This is a genomic window from Sedimenticola hydrogenitrophicus (assembly GCF_029017505.1).
Lineage (GTDB): Bacteria > Pseudomonadota > Gammaproteobacteria > Chromatiales > Chromatiaceae > Sedimenticola > Sedimenticola hydrogenitrophicus_A.
Window position 1 is genome coordinate 22,479 of record NZ_JAQGEI010000013.1, and the last position, 19,146, is coordinate 41,624.

At 63.2% G+C, this 19,146-nt stretch carries 17 protein-coding genes; 4 read left to right on the plus strand and 13 right to left on the minus strand.

Annotated elements, in window-relative coordinates; genetic code table 11:
- Positions 1-294: 294 nt before the first annotated feature.
- The 5 genes from O9K64_RS09820 to dsrO form a co-directional block, all read right to left on the minus strand.
- Complete coding sequence (locus O9K64_RS09820; RefSeq protein ID WP_275097887.1) at positions 295-1,449, minus strand: glycosyltransferase; 1,155 nt, start codon at positions 1,447-1,449, stop codon at positions 295-297.
- A complete protein-coding gene (locus O9K64_RS09825) occupies positions 1,446-2,168 on the minus strand; it encodes a TorD/DmsD family molecular chaperone (RefSeq protein ID WP_275097888.1) in 723 nt (240 codons plus the stop codon). The genes O9K64_RS09820 and O9K64_RS09825 overlap by 4 nt, the downstream gene beginning before the upstream one ends.
- Before the next feature lie 97 nt (positions 2,169-2,265).
- On the minus strand, positions 2,266-4,935 hold the full coding sequence (locus O9K64_RS09830; protein WP_275097889.1) for a molybdopterin-containing oxidoreductase family protein: 2,670 nt from the start codon (positions 4,933-4,935) through the stop codon (positions 2,266-2,268).
- Between the two features lie 10 nt (positions 4,936-4,945).
- Entirely contained in the window at positions 4,946-5,833 is an 888-nt protein-coding gene (gene nrfD / locus O9K64_RS09835; protein WP_275097890.1) for an NrfD/PsrC family molybdoenzyme membrane anchor subunit, read from the minus strand.
- Between the two features lie 11 nt (positions 5,834-5,844).
- Complete coding sequence (gene dsrO, locus O9K64_RS09840) at positions 5,845-6,567, minus strand: sulfate reduction electron transfer complex DsrMKJOP subunit DsrO (RefSeq protein WP_275097891.1); 723 nt, start codon at positions 6,565-6,567, stop codon at positions 5,845-5,847.
- A gap of 940 nt (positions 6,568-7,507) precedes the next feature.
- Between dsrO and O9K64_RS09845 the strand changes: the two genes are divergently transcribed.
- From O9K64_RS09845 to O9K64_RS09860, 4 genes are all read left to right on the plus strand, one after another.
- The gene (locus tag O9K64_RS09845) at positions 7,508-8,416 is read left to right on the plus strand and encodes a sulfurtransferase (RefSeq protein ID WP_275097892.1); all 909 of its coding nucleotides are present in this window, start codon (positions 7,508-7,510) and stop codon (positions 8,414-8,416) included.
- A gap of 105 nt (positions 8,417-8,521) precedes the next feature.
- Entirely contained in the window at positions 8,522-9,409 is an 888-nt protein-coding gene (locus O9K64_RS09850) for a DMT family transporter (protein WP_275097893.1), read from the plus strand.
- A 58-nt stretch (positions 9,410-9,467) separates the two neighbouring features.
- The gene (locus O9K64_RS09855) at positions 9,468-10,217 is read left to right on the plus strand and encodes a response regulator (RefSeq protein ID WP_335342269.1); all 750 of its coding nucleotides are present in this window, start codon (positions 9,468-9,470) and stop codon (positions 10,215-10,217) included.
- Between the two features lie 172 nt (positions 10,218-10,389).
- Entirely contained in the window at positions 10,390-12,792 is a 2,403-nt protein-coding gene (locus O9K64_RS09860; RefSeq protein WP_275097894.1) for a PAS domain S-box protein, read from the plus strand.
- A 171-nt stretch (positions 12,793-12,963) separates the two neighbouring features.
- Here the strand turns inward: O9K64_RS09860 and O9K64_RS09865 are convergent, their stop codons facing one another.
- From O9K64_RS09865 to O9K64_RS09900, 8 genes are all read right to left on the minus strand, one after another.
- Positions 12,964-13,902, minus strand: coding sequence for a hypothetical protein (locus O9K64_RS09865; protein WP_275097895.1), 939 nt, complete (start codon positions 13,900-13,902; stop codon positions 12,964-12,966).
- A gap of 240 nt (positions 13,903-14,142) precedes the next feature.
- Complete coding sequence (locus tag O9K64_RS09870; RefSeq protein WP_275097896.1) at positions 14,143-14,637, minus strand: TlpA family protein disulfide reductase; 495 nt, start codon at positions 14,635-14,637, stop codon at positions 14,143-14,145.
- A 55-nt stretch (positions 14,638-14,692) separates the two neighbouring features.
- Positions 14,693-15,439 carry an energy transducer TonB gene (locus O9K64_RS23660; protein ID WP_275097897.1) on the minus strand — a complete coding sequence of 249 codons (747 nt, stop codon included), beginning with the start codon at positions 15,437-15,439 and terminating at the stop codon, positions 14,693-14,695.
- On the minus strand, positions 15,436-15,837 hold the full coding sequence (locus tag O9K64_RS09880) for an ExbD/TolR family protein (RefSeq protein ID WP_275097898.1): 402 nt from the start codon (positions 15,835-15,837) through the stop codon (positions 15,436-15,438). Before O9K64_RS09880 ends, O9K64_RS23660 begins: the two co-directional genes overlap by 4 nt.
- Entirely contained in the window at positions 15,827-16,501 is a 675-nt protein-coding gene (locus O9K64_RS09885; protein WP_275097899.1) for a MotA/TolQ/ExbB proton channel family protein, read from the minus strand. The genes O9K64_RS09880 and O9K64_RS09885 overlap by 11 nt, the downstream gene beginning before the upstream one ends.
- Positions 16,498-17,250 (minus strand): sulfite exporter TauE/SafE family protein, encoded by a 753-nt coding sequence (locus tag O9K64_RS09890; RefSeq protein ID WP_275097900.1) that lies wholly within the window; start codon positions 17,248-17,250, stop codon positions 16,498-16,500. Before O9K64_RS09890 ends, O9K64_RS09885 begins: the two co-directional genes overlap by 4 nt.
- Complete coding sequence (locus O9K64_RS09895; RefSeq protein ID WP_275097901.1) at positions 17,247-18,299, minus strand: 4Fe-4S binding protein; 1,053 nt, start codon at positions 18,297-18,299, stop codon at positions 17,247-17,249. Before O9K64_RS09895 ends, O9K64_RS09890 begins: the two co-directional genes overlap by 4 nt.
- A complete protein-coding gene (locus O9K64_RS09900) occupies positions 18,296-19,138 on the minus strand; it encodes a hypothetical protein (RefSeq protein ID WP_275097902.1) in 843 nt (280 codons plus the stop codon). The genes O9K64_RS09895 and O9K64_RS09900 overlap by 4 nt, the downstream gene beginning before the upstream one ends.
- Positions 19,139-19,146: the final 8 nt, after the last annotated feature.

Sequence of the window (19,146 nt, forward strand, 5' to 3'; positions counted from 1 at the left end):
CCCACCGACTCCCCAACCGCCAAACGGTGGGTTACGGCGCGCGCACGGCGCAATGCAAACGGCCACCCCCTGTGCCAGGCGCGCCTAACCCACCCTACAAAACTTACGCTTCGTAGGTTGGGGTGAGCCTGCGAACCCCAACGGGGTTTCATGCGTGTGCGCCATGATGTTGGGGTTCGTTCCTCACCCCAACCTACGGGCTTCATAAGGCGCCTGGACCGCGAAAAAAAATGAAACGTCCCTGTCTCAAATGGGTACTGGAGTTCCGCAAAAGATCGGTTACGCATGGCTGATTCAGACCTCGGAAAGCGGTGCGAGAAAGGCCGGAAACCGATGCGCATCACTGCCCGGCAGGCATTCTTCACGGACTTTCAGGTAGAGCTGCCGGTGGCCCTCGGCGAGCCGGTCGATGGCCGCCAGGGGATCATCCATGGCCGCGAGATTGCCCCTCACCCCGGACAGCCAGTGGGTCTGCTTCAAGCGGCGCTCCATGGCCGCATGATCGTCATGGGAGAAGGTACAGCCGTGCACGTCCTCGCGAAAATCGGCGCCCTGCACCCGGTCGGAGCGCAGCACCGGCAGGCGCAACGCGGCGGCCAGATCAAGCAGCGGACTCTTGCACTGTTTGACATAGGGCATCAGCAGCAGGTCGGCATCCCGGAACAGGGCGGCCACCTCCCGGGGTGCCACATAGCGGTCGATCAGGGTGATGCGCGCGGCACGGCTGGCGGCATCAAGCAACCCGTCCGATATGCCGCTCAGCACCCCCTCGCCCGCCACCACCAGATGCATCGCCTCGGGCCAGTGGTTGCCGGCCACGGTTTCCAGCAGCCGGTCCAGCCCCTTGCGCCGGCAGCCGTGACCGAAAAACAGCAGTCGACGCTCACCCGCCACTTTTTTCGGAGCAGGTGAATCAGCCTGGCATTCCAGCGCCTGCAACGCCAGAAAGTTGGGACTGCCGGGCAGCAGCGTCAGCCGCTCCCCGGGGGTGTCCAGCAGCTCCTCCAGCGCCCAGGCCAGGTGCGCGTCACGCGCCACCACCCGGTCAATCATGCGATACAACAAGCGGTAGGCGGGCATCAGCAGCCAGCGCTTTTCGTGGGGCAGTATATTGTGCGGGGTATAGACCACCCGCACCCCCTGTTTGTGCGCCCAGCGCACGAAACGCAGGGCGCGGAAGGGATTGTCGACCCACTGCAGGTGGACGATGTCGGGGCGCTCTTCGGTAACCTGCCGGCGCACACAGCGCCAGCCGCGGCGGCCGCCGTCGAGGCAGGCCTGCTTGTGAAAGGGCACCGCCCAGCCTTCCAGCTCGTCGCGCCGGCCGGTCAGCAGCTGGGTCTCGATACCGGCCCGCTGCAGGCCGAGCGCCAGGGCGTGGCTGTAGTGGCTCAGGAAGCCGCGCCCGGAGCCCTCCACCAGCAGCACCCGTGGGGCACGCGTGTTCATAGCCCCGAGGCCTTACGGAAATCGGCGTCGTAATCCAGACGCTTGGGTTCACGCCGGTTCAGCTCCGCCAGTTCACGCAGGCGGCGCCGCTCAACCCGCTGTTCCAGCTCCGACCAGAGCGCCTGCTCGGCCATCCCCAGCAAGCGTTTGTAGAACGGCAACAGTGCGGCCTCGGCGGCGCGCTGGCACCAGCCCGGCGCCCACTCGGCCAGCTGCTCCAGCAGGAAGCTCTCGCGCTGTGTCTGGTACTGTTCGGCCCGTTCGCTATCCCCGGCAAGCCGCGCCGTCGCCTCGGCTTCGGCCAGCTTGGCATAAAAGCCCAGCATGGTGCCGATGTGGTCCGGGAACTCGCCGCTCAGGCGGTTGCGATAGTCCCAGCCCGCCTGGCGGTAGGCCGCGGCGGCACGATCCGCCGGCTCCTTGAACATGCAGCCGGTCTCGACCACCGAGGCATAGGGGCTGATGCAACCCGGTGCCACGAACAGTCCGGTGTATTCCTCGGCCAGGACCTCCACCAGGGTCGCGGTCGGGGTATGGTAAAACTCCTCGTCGAATCCGAGGCCGGCCGCGGCCAACGGCTCACGCAGTTCGCCGCGGATCAGATCGATCAGACCGGCGTCCGCCTCCTCTTCGATACAGCGGGACAGGAAGCCGAACAGCCCGGCCAGGGCCTGGGTCTCGGCTACCCGCTCATGTCCATGTTCAAAACCGTTTTCCATTATTGTTTCCGATGCCATAGTGGTTGTTGTCTGCATCTCTTCTCCTCCCAATCAACAAATACACCCCCGGCATCCAGGACACCGGGGGTGTGGCGGGTTAATGGCCGCCGCTGGGCAGCGCAGGTTCAGGGAGACTGTTCCAGTCGATATCCACCTCCTGGTGCTTGGAGCGGTGGATGTCGCCGGTGTAGGCGTAGCGCAGGGTCTCCTCGTAATCCTTCATCGAGGCCTCCAGGCTGACGTTGGTGTCGCCGTATTTATCCCCCGACTCCGCCTTGGAGACGGTGACCACCGTGTCATACCAGCCCTGGGAACCGCCGATGGGATCGACCGCCAGGCGAATGATCGGGTTGGGATGCACCCCCTTGTCATTCCACCAGACGTTGTTGGCGATATCCGCATCACCCCCCTGCACATAATCCGCCGCCTGCTCGCGCTGCTTGAGCTGGGCCAGCCGGCCGTAGGCGCTGTGGCCGCAGGCGGTGGAGATGGCCACCACATCCGGGTGGATCCCCTCGGTGACGTGGGCACGGGTCACGATGTAACCCAGCGAGGAGGTGACCCGGATCAGGTCCCCGTCGCTGAGCCCGCGCGCCGCCGCCGTCTTCGGATTGATCCAGGCCGGATTCTTGTGATAGAGCTCGGCCAGGTATTTCAGCGAGGCGGTGCGGCTCTGGGTGTGGACATTCACCTTGTAAGTGGTCAGTACCAGTTCATCCGCCTTCTTGTCCCGGGAGGGCAGGCGCTTGTAGACCGGTAACGGGTTGAAGCCGTACTTCCGGTAGCTCTCCTTGTAGAGCTCCATGCGCCGTGAGGGGGTGCCGAAGCCGACCATGTTCCGGCCATTGACCTGCACACCGATGGCCTGCCCATCCTTCTTGATGGTGCCATCATAATCGACCTCGGCACCGGCCATGTCGGACGCGGAAAGCTCCTTGGTGTAGAGGCCGTAATCGGGCTCCACCTCGTTACCGTTCTTGTCAACGAGCTTGGTGGTCTCCTTATCACACTCGCCATAGATCGGCCAGACACCCTTCTTCTTCATGAAGTCCCAGCCACCATCCTCCTTGAGGCCCGGGATCGCGTCGAAGTGGGCCCGCATCCAGTCTTCAACGCTGTTGAAGGCGAAATACTTCTTCATCCCCTTCGAACCATCCGGATCGACCTTGTGGACCACGTCGATCAGGGTCTGGCGGAACTCCTGGGTGCCGCCCAGGGGCTTGACCACCGGCTGGCGAATGGAGAGGCAGGGATAGAGCCCACCCGGCATCGACTCGGGATCGTGCCGTTCCAGGTAGGTGACATCGGGAATGATCAGGTCCGCCAGTTCGGTAGACTCCGACATGTAGGGACTGAAGGAGGCATAGAAGGGCACCGTTTTTTCGTCGCTCAGCATCTCCTTCCATACATGACTCGATGGATAGGTGTAGACCGGATTGTCGTAGTAGGTCATCCACACCGACACCTTGGCCTCGCCCTTCTTGATCATGTAGGGGGCGTGAGTCGATACATGGTGCGAGGCCAGAGGATAGAGCGGCGGCGCCGCGATCACGCTTGCGGTCTTGCCCTTGGGCGGCTCCGGCTGCGGCTGCGGCCAACCCATGCCCCGGGGCAGGCAGTAGCCGCCCTTCTTCTCCACGTTACCGGTGATGACGTTGAGCATGTTGATCGCCGCCTCCTGGTAGGAGCCCCAGACATGCTTGCAGGGTCCCCGGTAGGAGAAGGTGGTAGCCGGCTTGGTGGTGGCGAACTCACGGGCGATGCGGCGAATATCCTTCGCTGACATCCCCGACTCCTCCTCGGCGAACTCCGGCGTGTAGGGTTTCAGATGATCAATCAACTGCTTGGCGCTGACATTGGTCCAGTTGCTGATGAAGTCATCGTCGTACAACCCCTCGTTCATGATCACGTGGGCCATGGCCAGGGCGATGGCGCCGTCGGTACCCGGATAGGGGAAGAAGGCCTCATCGGCAAAGCCCGAGGTGTTGGACATACGCACATCGAAACTCACCAGCTTGGCCTTGTTGCCCACCACGCCGTCCACCAGGCGCTGGGCGTTGGGGTTCATGAAGTAGGCGGTCTCCAGGACATTGGAACCGAAGTTGAGGATGTACTTGGTATTGGCCCAGTCGCAGGACTCGATATCCGGCCCCCAGGTGGGCTCCAGCCCGACCTTCTTGGAGGACTCGCAGATATTGGTGTGGTTGAGCATGGCGTTGGAACCGAGGGCGTGCATGAAGCGGCCCACGGCGCCGCCGGTACGGTCGCGCCCCCACTTGAACACCATCTCGTTGAGGATTTCCGGCTTGTGCTCGGCATCGGCGCGATCGATCACCTCGCGCAGCTTGCTTGCCAACAGGGTGGTGGCCTCGTCATAAGAGATGCGTTTCCACTTGCCCTCGCCACGTTTGCCGGTGCGCAGCAGCGGCGTCATGATGCGGTCCGGATCGTAGACGTGGAGGAAGCCGGAATTACCCTTGGCGCACAGCTTGCCGCGGGTATTCGGATGATCCATGTTGCCTTCCAGCTTGACGATACGGCCGTTCTCCACGTAGGCGACACCGCCGTCCTCGATATTGCAGGCCATGCAGGTATAGGGCACCGCCTGGCGTTCCGCGCCGGTGGTCGGAGAATAGTCCTTGCCCCCCAGGTCCTGCTCCATGGCCACCAGGCGACTGCTGGCCAGGCCCAGGGCGCCGGCCGCGGTTCCCACCGCGCCGCCGAATTTCATAAAATCGCGGCGGGTGAATTTAATAGAGTCACTCATCTTTGTCTCCTCAGAAATTGATCTGGGTGAGCTGACCGGCATAGATCAGCACTTCCCTGAAGCTGTAGGCGCCCACCGCGCTCAGCACCGCCGCCAGGGTCAGGATTCTTGGATCACGCCCCAACTTGGGCATGGCCACCAGCACCAGGGGCGCCAGGATCCCGATCAGGAAGGTCATCCCCCAGTACTTGAAGCCGAACTGCTGGTTGATGATCTCCCAGGCCTGCTGTTTCTCACCGGTGCCGTAGTTGAGCACCACCCACTCGGCCAGGAACAGGGCGAAGGTGACCGCCAGGGCGAGATAGAGAAAGGCATGCAGAAACTCGACGGCCTGCGCATTGAGCTGGCCGCGCACCAGTTGGATGACCGCCACCACCGCGGTGCCGGAACTCATGGAGAGAATCACAAACAGCAGCGGGATGGTCGGGTTGCTCCACAACTCCCGGGTCTGGTTGACCATCAGGTCGAGCCCGGTATAGAGCGGCATGGAGAGCGCCAGCAGCGAGCCCAAAATACCCGTGACCCGCATCAGCCCCTGATTCCCCTTCACCAAGCCGAAGTAGAACCCGATGATGCAGAGGCCGAACAACGGCAGGAACAGCGACCCCCAGGAGAGCGGCGAGGTCCAGTGGAAATAGAGAATCGGATAGAGGAAGCGACTCGGCTGCCCCAGATCCATGATCAGCAGCGGTCCGCAGATAAGCAGCAGCACGAACGAAGCGATCAAGCCAACCTTCTGAAACGGCTCCATCGACTTCGCCACACCGCCGAAGACATTGCCGAACACCGCCGGCGCGGCGGCATAGACGAAGGTCATGGCGGCGACACCGATCAGGAAGAAGTAGATAACGATTTCGGCCCCCCAGGGGGCGATGTTGTATTCCATGTACTCAAACATGATGCATTCCCCTATAGGACACCGGAAAAGAACTTGCTGCCCCGATTGTGCCGGTAGAAAGCCTCGGCATCGGAACGGGCGGCATAGGAGTGCGGGGCACTGAACACCTGCTCGGTCTGGGCGCGGTCCGGCTTGATGTAGTACACCTGGGGACGCGTGCCCTTGTCGGGTTTCAACACCACCGTCTTGTGCCGCGCCACCAGGCGGGATACCTCGCTGTTGGGATCGTTCAGATCACCGAAGATGCGCGAACGGCCCAGACAGGTCTGCACGCAGGCGGGCTGCAGCCCCTTTTCCACCCGGTGGTTGCAGAAGGTACACTTGTCCACCACGCCACCGATCTTCACGCGGTCGCGATTCCTGGGCAGCACATGCCGGGCGTTGTAGGGACAGGCGGCGACACAGGTGCGGCAGGCGATACAGCGCTCATAGCGTTGCAGGACAAAGCCGTCCTCGTGCTTGTACGTGGCCTCGGTCGGACAGTTCCGAACACAGGGCGGGTTGTCGCAGTGATTGCACAAACGCGGCATGAAATGGCGTTTGGTATTGGGGTAGTGACCGGTGTCTTTGACCTTTACGATGGTACGCCATACGCCAAGCGGCACATCGTATTCAGCCTTGTCAGCACAAACGCAAGCCATACAGCCGATGCATCGACGCAAGTCGACCACCATGGCCCAACGTTTTTTACCGGGCACGCCCAGGGATGGTTCAGCCTGGAGACCAACGGGCATGGGGAATCCTCCTTATGATATTTATGTTGAAAGCGATTAAGGAACCTACAGCCGCCAGGAACGCCATGGCCATTTTTGGATATCTTTTTCGGCACCGTTCCTGAACGCCAATATCCAGAGCAGTTTTCATACCACAGTTTTTTTGTAGGTTTTCTATCTTGTTGTAATAACTGAATATTTTTCACATTGCGGGAGGGGGAACCGGGATTTAGCGGATCCACCGGCGCCGCTGGGTTACCCGATGGTAACCAGATCTCACCCGCAACAGGCTAACACGTTGTTTTATTTGGTTATTTCTAGACTCGACCGAAAAACATCCTGTGTTACGTCCCCGTAACCAAGGTCCGTCAGCCATCCCCGGACGGGGTCGTGAGGGCCGGCGCCACCGCCAAAGGCCGAACCGCCGGTACGGGCGAATCTCCACTCAACTCACTGACCATCGGCCCGATTCGAATCACCGGGTTACGGAATGGTAACTCCACCAGGGTTCAGCGCGACACGGGCCTACCTCCGCGCGCGGATCCGGGGTTTTTACAGCCCGGGGCGAGTACCTGGAAAAGTACCTCGACAAGGCCCTATACTGGTGGCAACCAGTGGCACAATACGGTTATCCGCCAGCACCCGAGGCCATCACAGCCCGGCATGGCGTTGTAAAAAATGGTCCGATGAGGGCCGTGGCGGGCCGGTGCCATCCGCGTCATTGAGAAACGTGCAGAGTAACTACTCACCCGGTCTGTGAGTGATTGGCCTGCCTTGTTGGCCGATCTTGATGGCGCCTCGAATCCGGCCCTTTTTTCAGATCAAGCCTGCCCTTGTTTGAGCGAAGCGAGTTTGGGCAGGCGCTGAAAATGGGGCCGGATTCGAGGAGACAAGCCATCGTGTGAGGCCGGCAAGGCAGGCCAATCACCCCGTGAGTATTTACCGTACAGGAACCTATGCAATGAAAACAAAGCCCTTCCGCCCCTTCTACCTGTTACTGGTACTGTTATTCTGTGTGGCGTCGCCACTACTGGCCGGCCAGCCGCTGGTGGATGGGGCCTGGCTGGCCGGCAATCTGGGCAAGCCGGATCTGCTGGTGCTGGATCTGCAAACACCGCCCGCCTACCAGAAATTCCATGTCCCCGGCGCCGTCCACAGCAATTACGCCGACTGGCGCAAACCCGATGCCAAGGGAACCCCGCAGATGCTGCCGCCGGTGGCGGAACTGGAACAGCTTATCGGCGGCCTGGGCATCGATAACCAAACCCAGGTGGTGCTGGTGGTGACCGGGCGTGGTGCCGGCGAACTGGCCTCCGCCACCCGGGTCTACTGGACGCTCAAGGCCCTGGGCCATGATGCCGTCTCCATCCTCGACGGCGGTCTCATCGCCTATGCCCAGGAGCGCGGCCACCCGCTGGAAAGCCGGCCCAATCCACCGGTTAAAAAAACCTTCAAGGCGCAACCCCGCACGGAGTACCTGGTCACGGCCGATCAGGTCAACGCCGCTCTGGGCAGCGTCACCCTGGTCGACAACCGCAGTGTCGGCGAGTACCTGGGGCTGCGCGGCGACCCCAAGGCACGCCCCGGCACCCTGCCCGGGGCGCTGAACCTGCCCTTCGACTGGCTCACCGTCAATGGCGGCGCGACCTTCCACAACCCGACAAACCTGCAACGCATCTATCAGGCCGCCGGGGTGCCGTTACAGGGTGAACAGATCTCCTTCTGCCATACCGGCCACCGCACCTCACTGGCCTGGTTCGTCTCCCATGAACTGCTGGGCAACGACCAGGCGCGTCTCTATGACGGCTCCGCCGCCGAGTGGGCGCTGAATCCGGCACTGCCGATGGAGCAGAAGATCAGGCTCGATTAGGCCCACTTTTTCAGATTGACTCGGACCGGCTTCCTCCCACCCGAAAGCTATCCGCCCCATATCGGAAACAGCACCAGAATCTGACAAAGTCGACAGGATAATCCGATGACCCAAACAGCCGATCTGAAGACCCTGTCACTCACCGCGCTGACCATGCTGGCCTTTGCCGCCAACTCCCTGTTATGCCGCCTGGCCCTGGGGGAACAGGCCATTGACGCGGCCAGCTTCACCACTGTCCGCCTGGCCTCAGGCGCGCTCATGCTGTGGCTGATCGTGCGGCTGCGCGGCGCCCTGCGGACCGATGCCGAGGCCGGGCCTCAGACCGATCCCCAGCACAGCGACTGGCTGGCCGCCGGCATGCTGTTCCTCTATGCGGCCGCCTTCTCCTTCGCCTACATCACCCTCAGCGCCGGCACCGGTGCGCTGATCCTGTTCGGCGTGGTGCAGCTAACCATGTTCTTCGCCGGCCTGCGCCGTGGCGAGCCGTTTTCCGGCCTCGCCTGGATCGGACTGACGCTGGCGATGGCCGGGCTGGTCTATCTGGTGTCGCCCGGGGTGACCGCGCCCGAGCCGGTCGGCGCCCTGCTGATGACTCTGGCGGGCCTCGGCTGGGGGATCTACTCGTTGCGCGGCCGCGGCGTCGCCAACCCGCTGCACTCCACCGCCCGCAACTTTCTGCTCACGCTACCCCTGGGGCTGCTGCTGAGCCTCGTCTTCCTCGACCACTTCCACTTCAATCCGCGCGGCCTGGCGATTGCCGTCACCTCGGGGGCCATCGCCTCGGGACTCGGCTATGTCCTCTGGTATGCCGCGCTACGCAGCCTGAGCGCGACCGGTGCCGCAACGGTGCAGCTGTCGGTGCCGGTGATCGCCGCCTTCGGCGGCGTGCTGCTGTTGTCCGAGGCGGTCACCCTGCGCCTGCTGGTTGCCTCCGTGGCCGTGCTCGGCGGCATTGCCATCGTGCTTACCCGGCGCCACCCCGCGCGGGCCTGAAGACCGGGGGCAGGCCTACCCCGCTCCCCTTGCAGTTTCCCGGGCCACTGCCTATACATTGACTAATGTCAGCTGCCGGTTTGCCATGATGGGCGAGCGCGAGACCCTCTTAGTCGTGGACGACGACACCCAGGTACGGGAGATGCTGGTCGACTATCTCTCCAGCCAGGGCTATCGGGTGCACGGGGCGGCCGATGGCGAGTCGATGCGCGCCCTGCTGCAGGCGGAGACCCCGGCCCTGGTGCTGCTGGATATCACCCTGCCCGGCGAGGATGGGCTCAGCCTGGCCCGCTACCTGCGCGAGCGTCACGATACCGGGATCATCATGGTCACCGCCTCGGGAGAGGTGATCGATCGCATCATCGGCCTGGAGATCGGTGCCGACGACTATGTCGCCAAACCGTTCGATACCCGGGAACTGCTGGCCCGCATCAAGAGTGTGTTGCGTCGCGCCCGGCCGGCCGTCGCCCCGACAGCACCGGCCGCTGAACCGGAGCAGATTCGCATTGGCCCCTGTCGCCTGCATCTCGACTCCCGGCGCCTGTTTGACGCAGACGGGATGGAGATCGCCCTCACCAGCATGGAGTTCGACCTGCTGAGGATATTCGGTACCCGACCCAACCGGGTGCTGAGCCGCGACCAGATACTGCAACTTACCCAGAACCGCGACTGGGATCCCTTCGACCGCAGTATCGACATCCGCATTGCACGGTTGCGCCGCAAGATCGAACCCGACCCGAGCAAACCCCAGGTGATTCGCACCGTGCGCGGCGCGGGCTATATGTTTGTTCCCACCGCTGCCGTTTGAATCTCTGGCATAAACGCCTTGCGCCAGGGTGACGCGGCCTTGGCCGGTCGTTGCCGACCGCCCAGGTTACCGTTGGGTTTCGATTGTTTCAGTTTTGTATCGGCGATCAGCGTCCGGATCGTTGCAGGCTAAACTTATCCGGAAACCGTCAGGTGCATTGAAGGAGACGCAGGTGGAATCCTATAAGATCGTGTATAGCGCCGCCGATCCGGCGTGCGAATCCTTTATCGTCCAGCTGCTTCGCAACTCCAACCTGATCATCGCCCTGCGCGACCCCCAGGGGTATTTCCTGCGGGTCAGCAAGCGGCTCGAACGTATCTTCGCCGCCACCGGCATCCAACCCCTGGGCAAGACGGTGTTTGAGGTGTTGCCGCCGGAGCTCGCCGAGCAGATCCATCTGCATGATCAACAGGTGCTGGCTAGCGGGCGACATTCCGAAACCGAGGAACAGCTGATTACCGGGGGGATACGGCGCACCTACCTCACCTCACGTATACCCCTGTTTGATGGCGACGGAAAAATCAATGCCCTCTGTACTATCGCCACCGACATCACCACCCGCAAGCGCACCGAGGACGCGTTGAGTAACGCCGCACTGGCGGTGTCGGGTGCCAAACGCAGCGAGGTCTTCGAACAGCTGGTGAAATATCTCGCCGTGACACTCGACACGGAATTTGCATTCATCGCCCGGTTGCACAGTGGGCGGCCGGGGAGCGCCCGCATTATCGCCGCCTATCTGCGCGGCGGTTTCTTCTATGATGTGGAGTATGCACTGGCCGGGACACCCTGTGAAAAGGTCTTCGGCAAGCATTTCGAGTTCATTCCCCGCGATCTGCAGCGACGGTTTCCCGCCGACCGGATGATGCGCGAATTCGACTTCGAGAGTTATGCCGCCTATCCCCTGTATGGCTCCGATGGCAGCCCGCTGGGACTGATCGGCGTGGCCCACGACAAGGCACTCAGCGACCGGCAGGTGACCGAGTCCATGTTACGGATCTACTCGGTACGGGCAGCGGCGGAGATCGAGCGCCAGCGCAGCGATCGGGCATTGCGCGTCTCGGAGGCCAACTATAGGGAGATTTTCGAAAACAGCGAAGACGCCATCTTCATTCATGATTTTGCTACCGGCGCCATTGTTGACGTCAATCCCAAGGCCTGCGCCAACTATGGTTACAGCCGCGAAGAGATGCGGCAGATCGATATCGGCATGCTCAGCTCCGGCGAGCCGCCGTATACCCCGGAAGATGCCCTGCGCCTGATTGAGTGCGCCAGACGGAATGAGACGGTACGTTTCGAATGGCACCGGCGCAACAAGGACGGCAGCCTGCACTGGGATGATGTGGTGCTGAAACCGGCGGTACTCGCCGGGCAGCAACGCATTCTCGCCTTCTCAAGGGATGTATCGGAACACAAGCAGGCACTGGAGGCGCTGCGCGCCAGCGAAGAGCAGTACCGCTCCATTTTCAATGCCTCGGTGGATGGGGTCACGCTGTGGAGCGCGGAGGGGCAGCTGGTGGATGTCAATACGGCCTTCATACGGATGTACGGCTATTCGAAAGAGGAACTGCTGGCGCTCGATCCACGCCTGCTGATTCATCCCGACCATCGCCAGGAGTTCGATCGATTCATCGAAACGGTAAAGGCCGACAAGCCATTTCATGTCGTCACCATCAACCGGCGTAAGAACGGCACGCTGTTTGACGTGGAGGTCAACGGTGTGCCGATGGAGTATCAAGGCCAACCGCATCTGCTGGCCTTTGTACGCGATATCTCGGAACGCAAGCTGCGCGAAAACGCGCTGCGCGCCAGCGAGGAGCAGTATCGCGCCATTTTCAAGGCGTCCGCTGACGGCATGGTGCTGTACAGTTCACAAGGCCGCATCGTCGACATCAATCCGGCCTTCATCAACCTCTACGGCTACTCCAAACAGGAGCTGCTCAATATGGATCCGCACCAGCGCTTTCACCCGGATGCCCACCCGGTACTGGAGCGTTTTATCAGCCGCGTGCGCAGCGGCTGGTACGCAGAACCGGCCAATGCCGGCAAGGACCATATTGAAGAGACCCGCGAGATCACCAAAGACGGACGGGGCCTGGACATGGAGGCCCATCTGGTGGCCATGGATTATCAAGGCACGCCCCATGTACTGGCGATCAAACGTGACATCACCGAGCGGAAACTGCGCGAGGCGGCAATACGCAAGAGTGAGGACCGGCTGCGCGCCACCGTGGAGGCGGCACTGGACTGCATCATCAGTATGGATTCCCAGGGCCGCATCATCGAGTTCAACCCGGCAGCGGAGCGCTGCTTCGGCCATCCGCGTGCGCAAGTCATTGGCAAACCGCTGGCGGAACTGCTGATCCCGCCGGCCCACCGCGAGGCGCACCAGCGGGGGCTGCAGCGCTACTGGGAATCCGGTGGCGGACCGTTTCTGGGTCGGCGTGTCGAGGTCAACGCGCTGCGCGCCGACGGCAGCGAATTCCCCGCCGAACTGGCCATCGCGGTCGCCCAGGGAGCGGATGGGGATATTTTCGTCATTCCGGCGCAGGCCGGACTAAAGCGCGAAGCGCGTTGAACGACTGAAAGTCGGCCCGAAGGGTGAGCGAAGCGAATAATCCAGGAATACCGCCACCATTAAGCACGTCTGGATGCCATCCTTTGGTCCGTAAACGGTGCATCCATGCACCACTCCTCCGGCCTGCGCCGGGATGACGGTGGTTCTTGGCTTAAGTAAGTGCCATTCCCCTCAGCCCATGATACCGGCCAACGCCTCGCCGATGCGTTGCATCTGCGCCTCGCTGATCAGGCTGCCCAGCCTGGCGGCGAATCGCGGATGCTGCACGCCGGAGACGATGTACTGCCAGCGGTACGCCTTGAGCACGGTATCCTCGATGCGTTGCCGCTGGTCAGTGCTGAACATACGACCGCTGACAGCGACAAAATATTCCGTGTCGGCCTTTGATTGCATCTGCAGGATGCCGTCCACGGCCCCCACCAGCGCGATCAGGCCGGTCACCGCCTGGTCACGCTCGGCCGCACTCAGCTTGTCATCCTCGCGTTGCCACTCCAGTTCATCGAGGGTCGCATGCTGGGCCTCCTCCATCCAGTGATAGCGGAACACATCCTTGAACAGGCCATCGACCTGGTGCACCGGATCGATGTTCTCCCGATAATGTGCCTGCACGAAGATTTCGATGTGGCAGGTGAGCGCCAGCACCGACCAGGTGGACTTGCTCAGCACCGCCCCGGCGACATCGTTCGGTTGTGGCCGGTAGGAGTAGCCCGCAGGCATGCCCTGCCCCACCATCCGTTCGATGCGGCGGAACAGCTCCTGGTGCTTCAGCTCCTCATTGCTAAAACGGACCAGCGCCTCCAGCGCGGTCTGGTCACCCAGCCAGTGATCACGGCTGACCTCCAGTACCTTGGCGCTGATGAAGCGTTCCACCAGGCCGAAGGTGTTGGCATAGGTGCGCCCCTGCACCTGGGTCATGAAGCGCTTCTCGTCCTCGCCCAGAAATTCCAGCTCATCGACCTTCGACAGGGTATCCGGCAGGAAGCGTTTGGAAAAATCGAATTCGCGTCCGCGAATCACATCCTTATCGATATCCCAATAGACCTTCTTCGATGCCGCGATACACTGTGCATAACGCCCGTTTTCAATCTGTTCTGCCACTGCGGTTTCCATGATGGATCTCCTCGTCACTCGATTATGGGCCTTCGCCCGTTTACAGATTCAGCGAGGAACAGGTTAACGCCGTGACGTTTCCGGCCGGTTGATATTGAGTTGTCGCTTTGTATCATTATGTTTCCGGCATGGCGCTCCGGTCAGCGGCGCCGATGGCCTGGATCCCTACACTCTGTTGCCTCATTGGCTGCACCCGCGATAACGGTTTGATCGGCCCATAACCGGACTATCGGTTTCGGCTCAGAAGCCGGGTGTAGAGGAATCGTATTGCTCGATGAAGCGCTCGATCATCCGCGCGGAGACCGCACCGGCCTGCCTGGCAACCACCTTGCCCCGGGGCGAGATCAGGAACGAAGTGGGGAATCCGGACAGCGGGCCCAACGCGGTCCGGGGTGAAGGGGTCGAGGTCCAGACGGGATAATTGATGCCCTGCTCGCGCATGAAGGTGGCCAGGGTCTCCGGGTCAAACCCCTCCAGGTTGACGCCGACGACCAGCGCATCCTTGTCCTGGTGTCGCGCATGGAAGCGGGCCAGCTCGGGGATCTCCTCCATGCAGGGCGCGCACCAGGTGGCCCAGTAGTTGACCAGCACCCACTTGTCCCGGAATTCGCCAAAATGGCGCTCGTTTCCCTGCAGGTCGTGGAGCGCCGGCTCCGCCGCCTGGCCGGCGTTCGCCAACACCAGGCCGGCCAACAGCAGGATGGTACAGCGGAAAATAGCTCGGACAGGTCTCATCACATAAACCTCGATCGGTTGAGACGCACGGGTGATACCGCGCGGCCTCTACCGGTCATAGCGACAATGCATACTGCAGGTTGAAACTCAGCCGCACCGGCAGCGCCAGGGCCGCCGGCAACTCGGGCAGCGGCAGCGCCTGCTGCAGGGCGCGCCGGGTCGCCTTGTTGAGCAGGTTGTGCCCGCCCTCAACCCGCAGGTCATCGATCCGGCCATTCGCCGACAGGGTGAAACTCACCTGGACCAGCCCCTCGATACCGCGCTTCCGCGCCGGCAGCGGATAGTGTTTGTATTTCTCAATATGCCGCAACAGCCGGGCGATGTAGTGCTCCCGCAACGCGGACGGATCGGGCCGGTCCGCGGCGGTCGGTGCCGGCGGCGCGGACCGGGCGGGCGGCGCCGCGTCCGCTGGGACACTCTCGACCAGCCGTGCCCGTTCCGCTGGCGGCTCCGGCTCCGCTTCAGGTTTGGGCTTCGGCTTCGGTTTTGGCTTCGGTTTTGGCTTCGGTTTTGGCTTCGGCTTCGGCTCGGGTTTTGGCTCGGGTTTTGGCTCGGGTTTCGGCTCGGGTTTCGGTTCTGGTTCTGGCTCGGGCTCTGGCTCTGGCTCTGGCTCGGCCGCCACCGGTTCCACAGCCGACTCCGCTGAGGCGAAACGGATTTTGACCGTGGTGGGCTCGGGCAGCGCGGACTTCTCCGGGGCGCTGATCACCTGGCTCCGCCACAGATCCCCAAACACCAGAAAATGGATCAGCAGGGAACCGGCAATAGCCAGCAACCGCCAGTTGACATCCCCCGCGATCACGGCTTCTCGGTCTGGATGTCCAGGGCCTCCGCCCCGGCCAGGCGGGCGGCATCGATAATCCCAACCGCCTGGCCGAAATCCGCCCGCCGGTCCCCCTTCAGCCGCACAAACTGCTTCCCCGGTGCGTGCAACGCCCCCCGCAGCACCTCCGTAAGCCCTGACATGTCGGTTGCGGTCCCATCCACCAGCAGTTGCCCGTCCGGCGCCAAGGTCACCGTCACGTAGCGCTCATCCGGCAGCGGATCGCTGCTGCTCGCTTGCGGCAAGCGGATATCGATTCGCTCCTCCTCGATGAAGTGGGCGGTCAGCATGAAGAACACCAGCAGCAGGAACACGATATCGATCAGCGGGGTCAGGTTGAGCACACCGCTGGAGTGGCGCCGCGGCTCATACGCCATCGGTGATGCCTTCCCAGTGATGCGGCTGTTCGCTGCTGGTTGCACCCGGCAACGCCTCTCCGCGGCGCTCCAGCAGCAGCGCGATGACTCGCTCCATGGACTGGTTGCGTCGCTCCACCGCGCCTTCCAGGAAATGTAGCAGGATCAGCAGCGGTATCGCCACCGCCAGCCCCACGCCGGTGGTGATCATCGCCTCCCAGATGCCCCCGGCCAGCGCCTGTGCATCCACCTTGCCGCCCGCCTGCTCGATCACCATGAAGGCCTTGATCATGCCGGTGATGGTACCGAGCAGTCCGAGCAGAGGCGCCGTGTTGCTGAGGATGCCCAGGGTGCGCAGGCCGAACTCCATCCGCTGCAACTCCTGGCCGCGTACGCGATTGCCGACGCTGCGCAGGTCGTCCACACCCTGGGCGTCGGCGAGCACGACCGCCTCGACGATCCGCGACTCAGGCCCTTGTCCGGCATCCGCGGCCACCCGATTCGCCACCAGTTCCGCCGGCTGTTCGAGCAGCCGTGGCAGCCGCTCCCGCAGCGGCCGCGGCAGGCCGCGCTGGCGCAGGAACAGCAGCGTCCGTTCCAGCACGATGGCCAGTCCAACGGCCGAGTAGGCGACCAGCACCCAGACCACCGGCCCGCCTCGGGTTAACAGTTCAGCCATGTTCATGGTGCGATCCACCCCAATGCCGTGCCCATGCCCATCAACAACAGCAGGCCGACGCTGGCATGCTCCAGCGCGCTGCCCCAGCGATTCATGTGCTGTGTCAGCTGTTGTCCGAAATGCGCCACCCCGAGGGCAAAGACCAGGGTGGGCACCAGTACCGCGCCGCTGCCGAAACCGAAGCCGAGCAGCAGGCCGGCCGACGCGCTGCCGCTGGTCGCCGCCGCCAGGATGACGGTAGTCAGCGGCGCGCAGGGATTGAGCGCCATGCCCGCCCCCATGAGGAACAGCCCGCCGGGAAGCAACGCCTGCGCCTGTCCGGATGTCGCCCCGGGGGACGCCCCGGTTGCCACCCCGTTTGTCATCCGGATTTCCGGCGGTGCGACCCGGGTCGGGGTGGCGCTCGCCGGGTCGGTGACGCACCCTCCCCCGCGGTGCCGGCGGCGCCACAACAGGGAGAGCGCCACCACCACGGTGGCCGCCCCCAGCAACCAGCGCACCCAGGGGGCGGCGATCCACTCCTGCACGATCAGGCCGAGCAGGCCCGCGCCTGTCCCCAGCAGGGTGTAGCCGGTGAGGCGCCCGGCGGTGAACGGCAGCAGGATACGCCAGGCGTTGCGCGGCCCGCTGCCGGTGGCCACGAACACCGGCCCCAGGTAGGGCAGACAGGCGATATTGCACGGCCCCGAGCCAAATCCCAGGCCGAGCAACAGCACCGCGCCAAAACTGAGCACCACCGGCTCCAGGGGCATCATGAGCCGCTCTCCCGGCGCGGTTTTTTCGCCGCCAGCAGGGCGCGCAGGTTGCCCTTCTCCCAGGCACCCTGCACCTTCTTGCGCTGCTTGAAGTAGTGCGGATCGGCGCGGAACAGCGGGATCCCGGCATACTTGAGTTGCAGCACCCCCCTGTCGGGGCAGAACTCCACGCAACGGCCGCACAGAGTGCAATCCTCGAAGGTGACGTCCCGCTTCTCCATCTCGGTGTGTATCTCGCGGATATCCATTGGACAGGCCTTGGCGCAGAGCCCGCATTTGCCGCAGCGTGGCGAGGCCTGCTTGACCAGCCGTAGCAGGCCGAGCTTCCTGAACACGGCATGCAGCGCCAGCATGGGGCAGACACGGCAAAACGGCTGGCGCAACGTCAGCGCCAGGGCCACCATCAGCCCGAACAGGAAGTCCGCGATCAGCGAGAGGATGAGGGTCGTGGTGCTCGCCGTATCCACCACCAGTTCGCTGGTGTCGCCGTTGGCCAGGGTGGTGAGGAGGCGGCTGGGGCAGATCCTGCAGTAGGGGTCTCCCAGGTCGTGGTTGAGATATCCCAGACCGGTCAGCAGCGGAAAGCCGAACACCAGCAGCCCGAGGATGGCCCATTTCACCGGTCGCATGCGCTGCACCACGCCGGGTGCCAGCGACTCGCTGCGGCGCAGCCCCAGTTTCTGTCCGGCGATCTGCAGCAGTTCCTGAAAGGTGCCGAGCGGACAGATCCAGCCGCAGAACGCCTTGTTCAGCACCACGAAAAAGATCAGGAAGGTACCCAGGGTGATCAGCGTCGGCAGCAGCCCCTGGAGAATCTCCCCGCCCTCGCTGATCACCGGCCCGAGGCGATGGTCCATCTGGTGCTGAAACGGGATCAGGGCGCAGATATCGGCACCGTTCATGTCGAAGGCGCAGCTCAGGGCCGGCAGCGCGCCGCTGAGCTTGTCGGCCAGGTAGAAGGTGCCCAGGGTACTGCCGTAGACCAGCAGCAGGAAGGCGCCGAGCTGGACCAGCTTGCGAATCACCGAGACATTTTTCAGCGGATTCATTTCGCACCCCCTTTCCGGTCACGCGTGAGCCGGCCGCTCAGCAGGCCGCCGAAGGCAAAACCGACACCAGCCACGGCAAGGCCCCAGCCCTGCGACTGCCAGTGCTCGGGCGAGACCCGGTACGCCGCGGTCAGGGCGCTTTGGTAGCGGACGCCCCCGGTCTGGTACTCCGTGGCAATGCTGAGTTCGGCGCTACGTCGATCCCGCTCACCGGGGACAATGTCGGGAAAATCGTCGGGTATGCGCAACACCACGCGTCCGTCGCCATCGGAAACCCCGTGCAGGGAGGTGCCGTTGCTGGTGGTCAGCTCGACCGTATGGCCGGGCAGCACCCGGTCCTGGTAACGCACGATGAATCCCGCCTCGGCCCGGGCGTAGTAGCGATGATGTTCCCGGGGTATCGGATCCGGCACGATCTCCAGCGGGGTCTTGACGGCCGCGGCAAGCTTGCCCGGGCTCTCCCCGCTGGGCTTGCCTCGCAGGTACTCGTAGCGCACGATGGCCTCGCGCACGTTGCCCCAGTCACGTTCCACCACGACGGCGTGGTAGTTGTCCACCCCGGTTGGCGGAATGCTGACCATGCCCATCTTCGGCACCAGTTCACGCCGGCTTAGATCGGGCTTCCAGAGGGTGACCAGCGCGCCCTCCGCGTTGGACAGCGCGAGTTTTTTGGGTCCGCGCCCGTGTTGCATGGCAGGAGCCGCTGGCTTGTTCGCTTCGACACCGGTCCGAGCTCTGGCCGGATCGCCGGTCTGCGCGCCGGCCAGCGCGGTAGCCGTGGCGCCTAACAGCAGCAGCGAACAGAGCCAGACACCCGGACGACGATAGAAACTGATCATGGACGCCC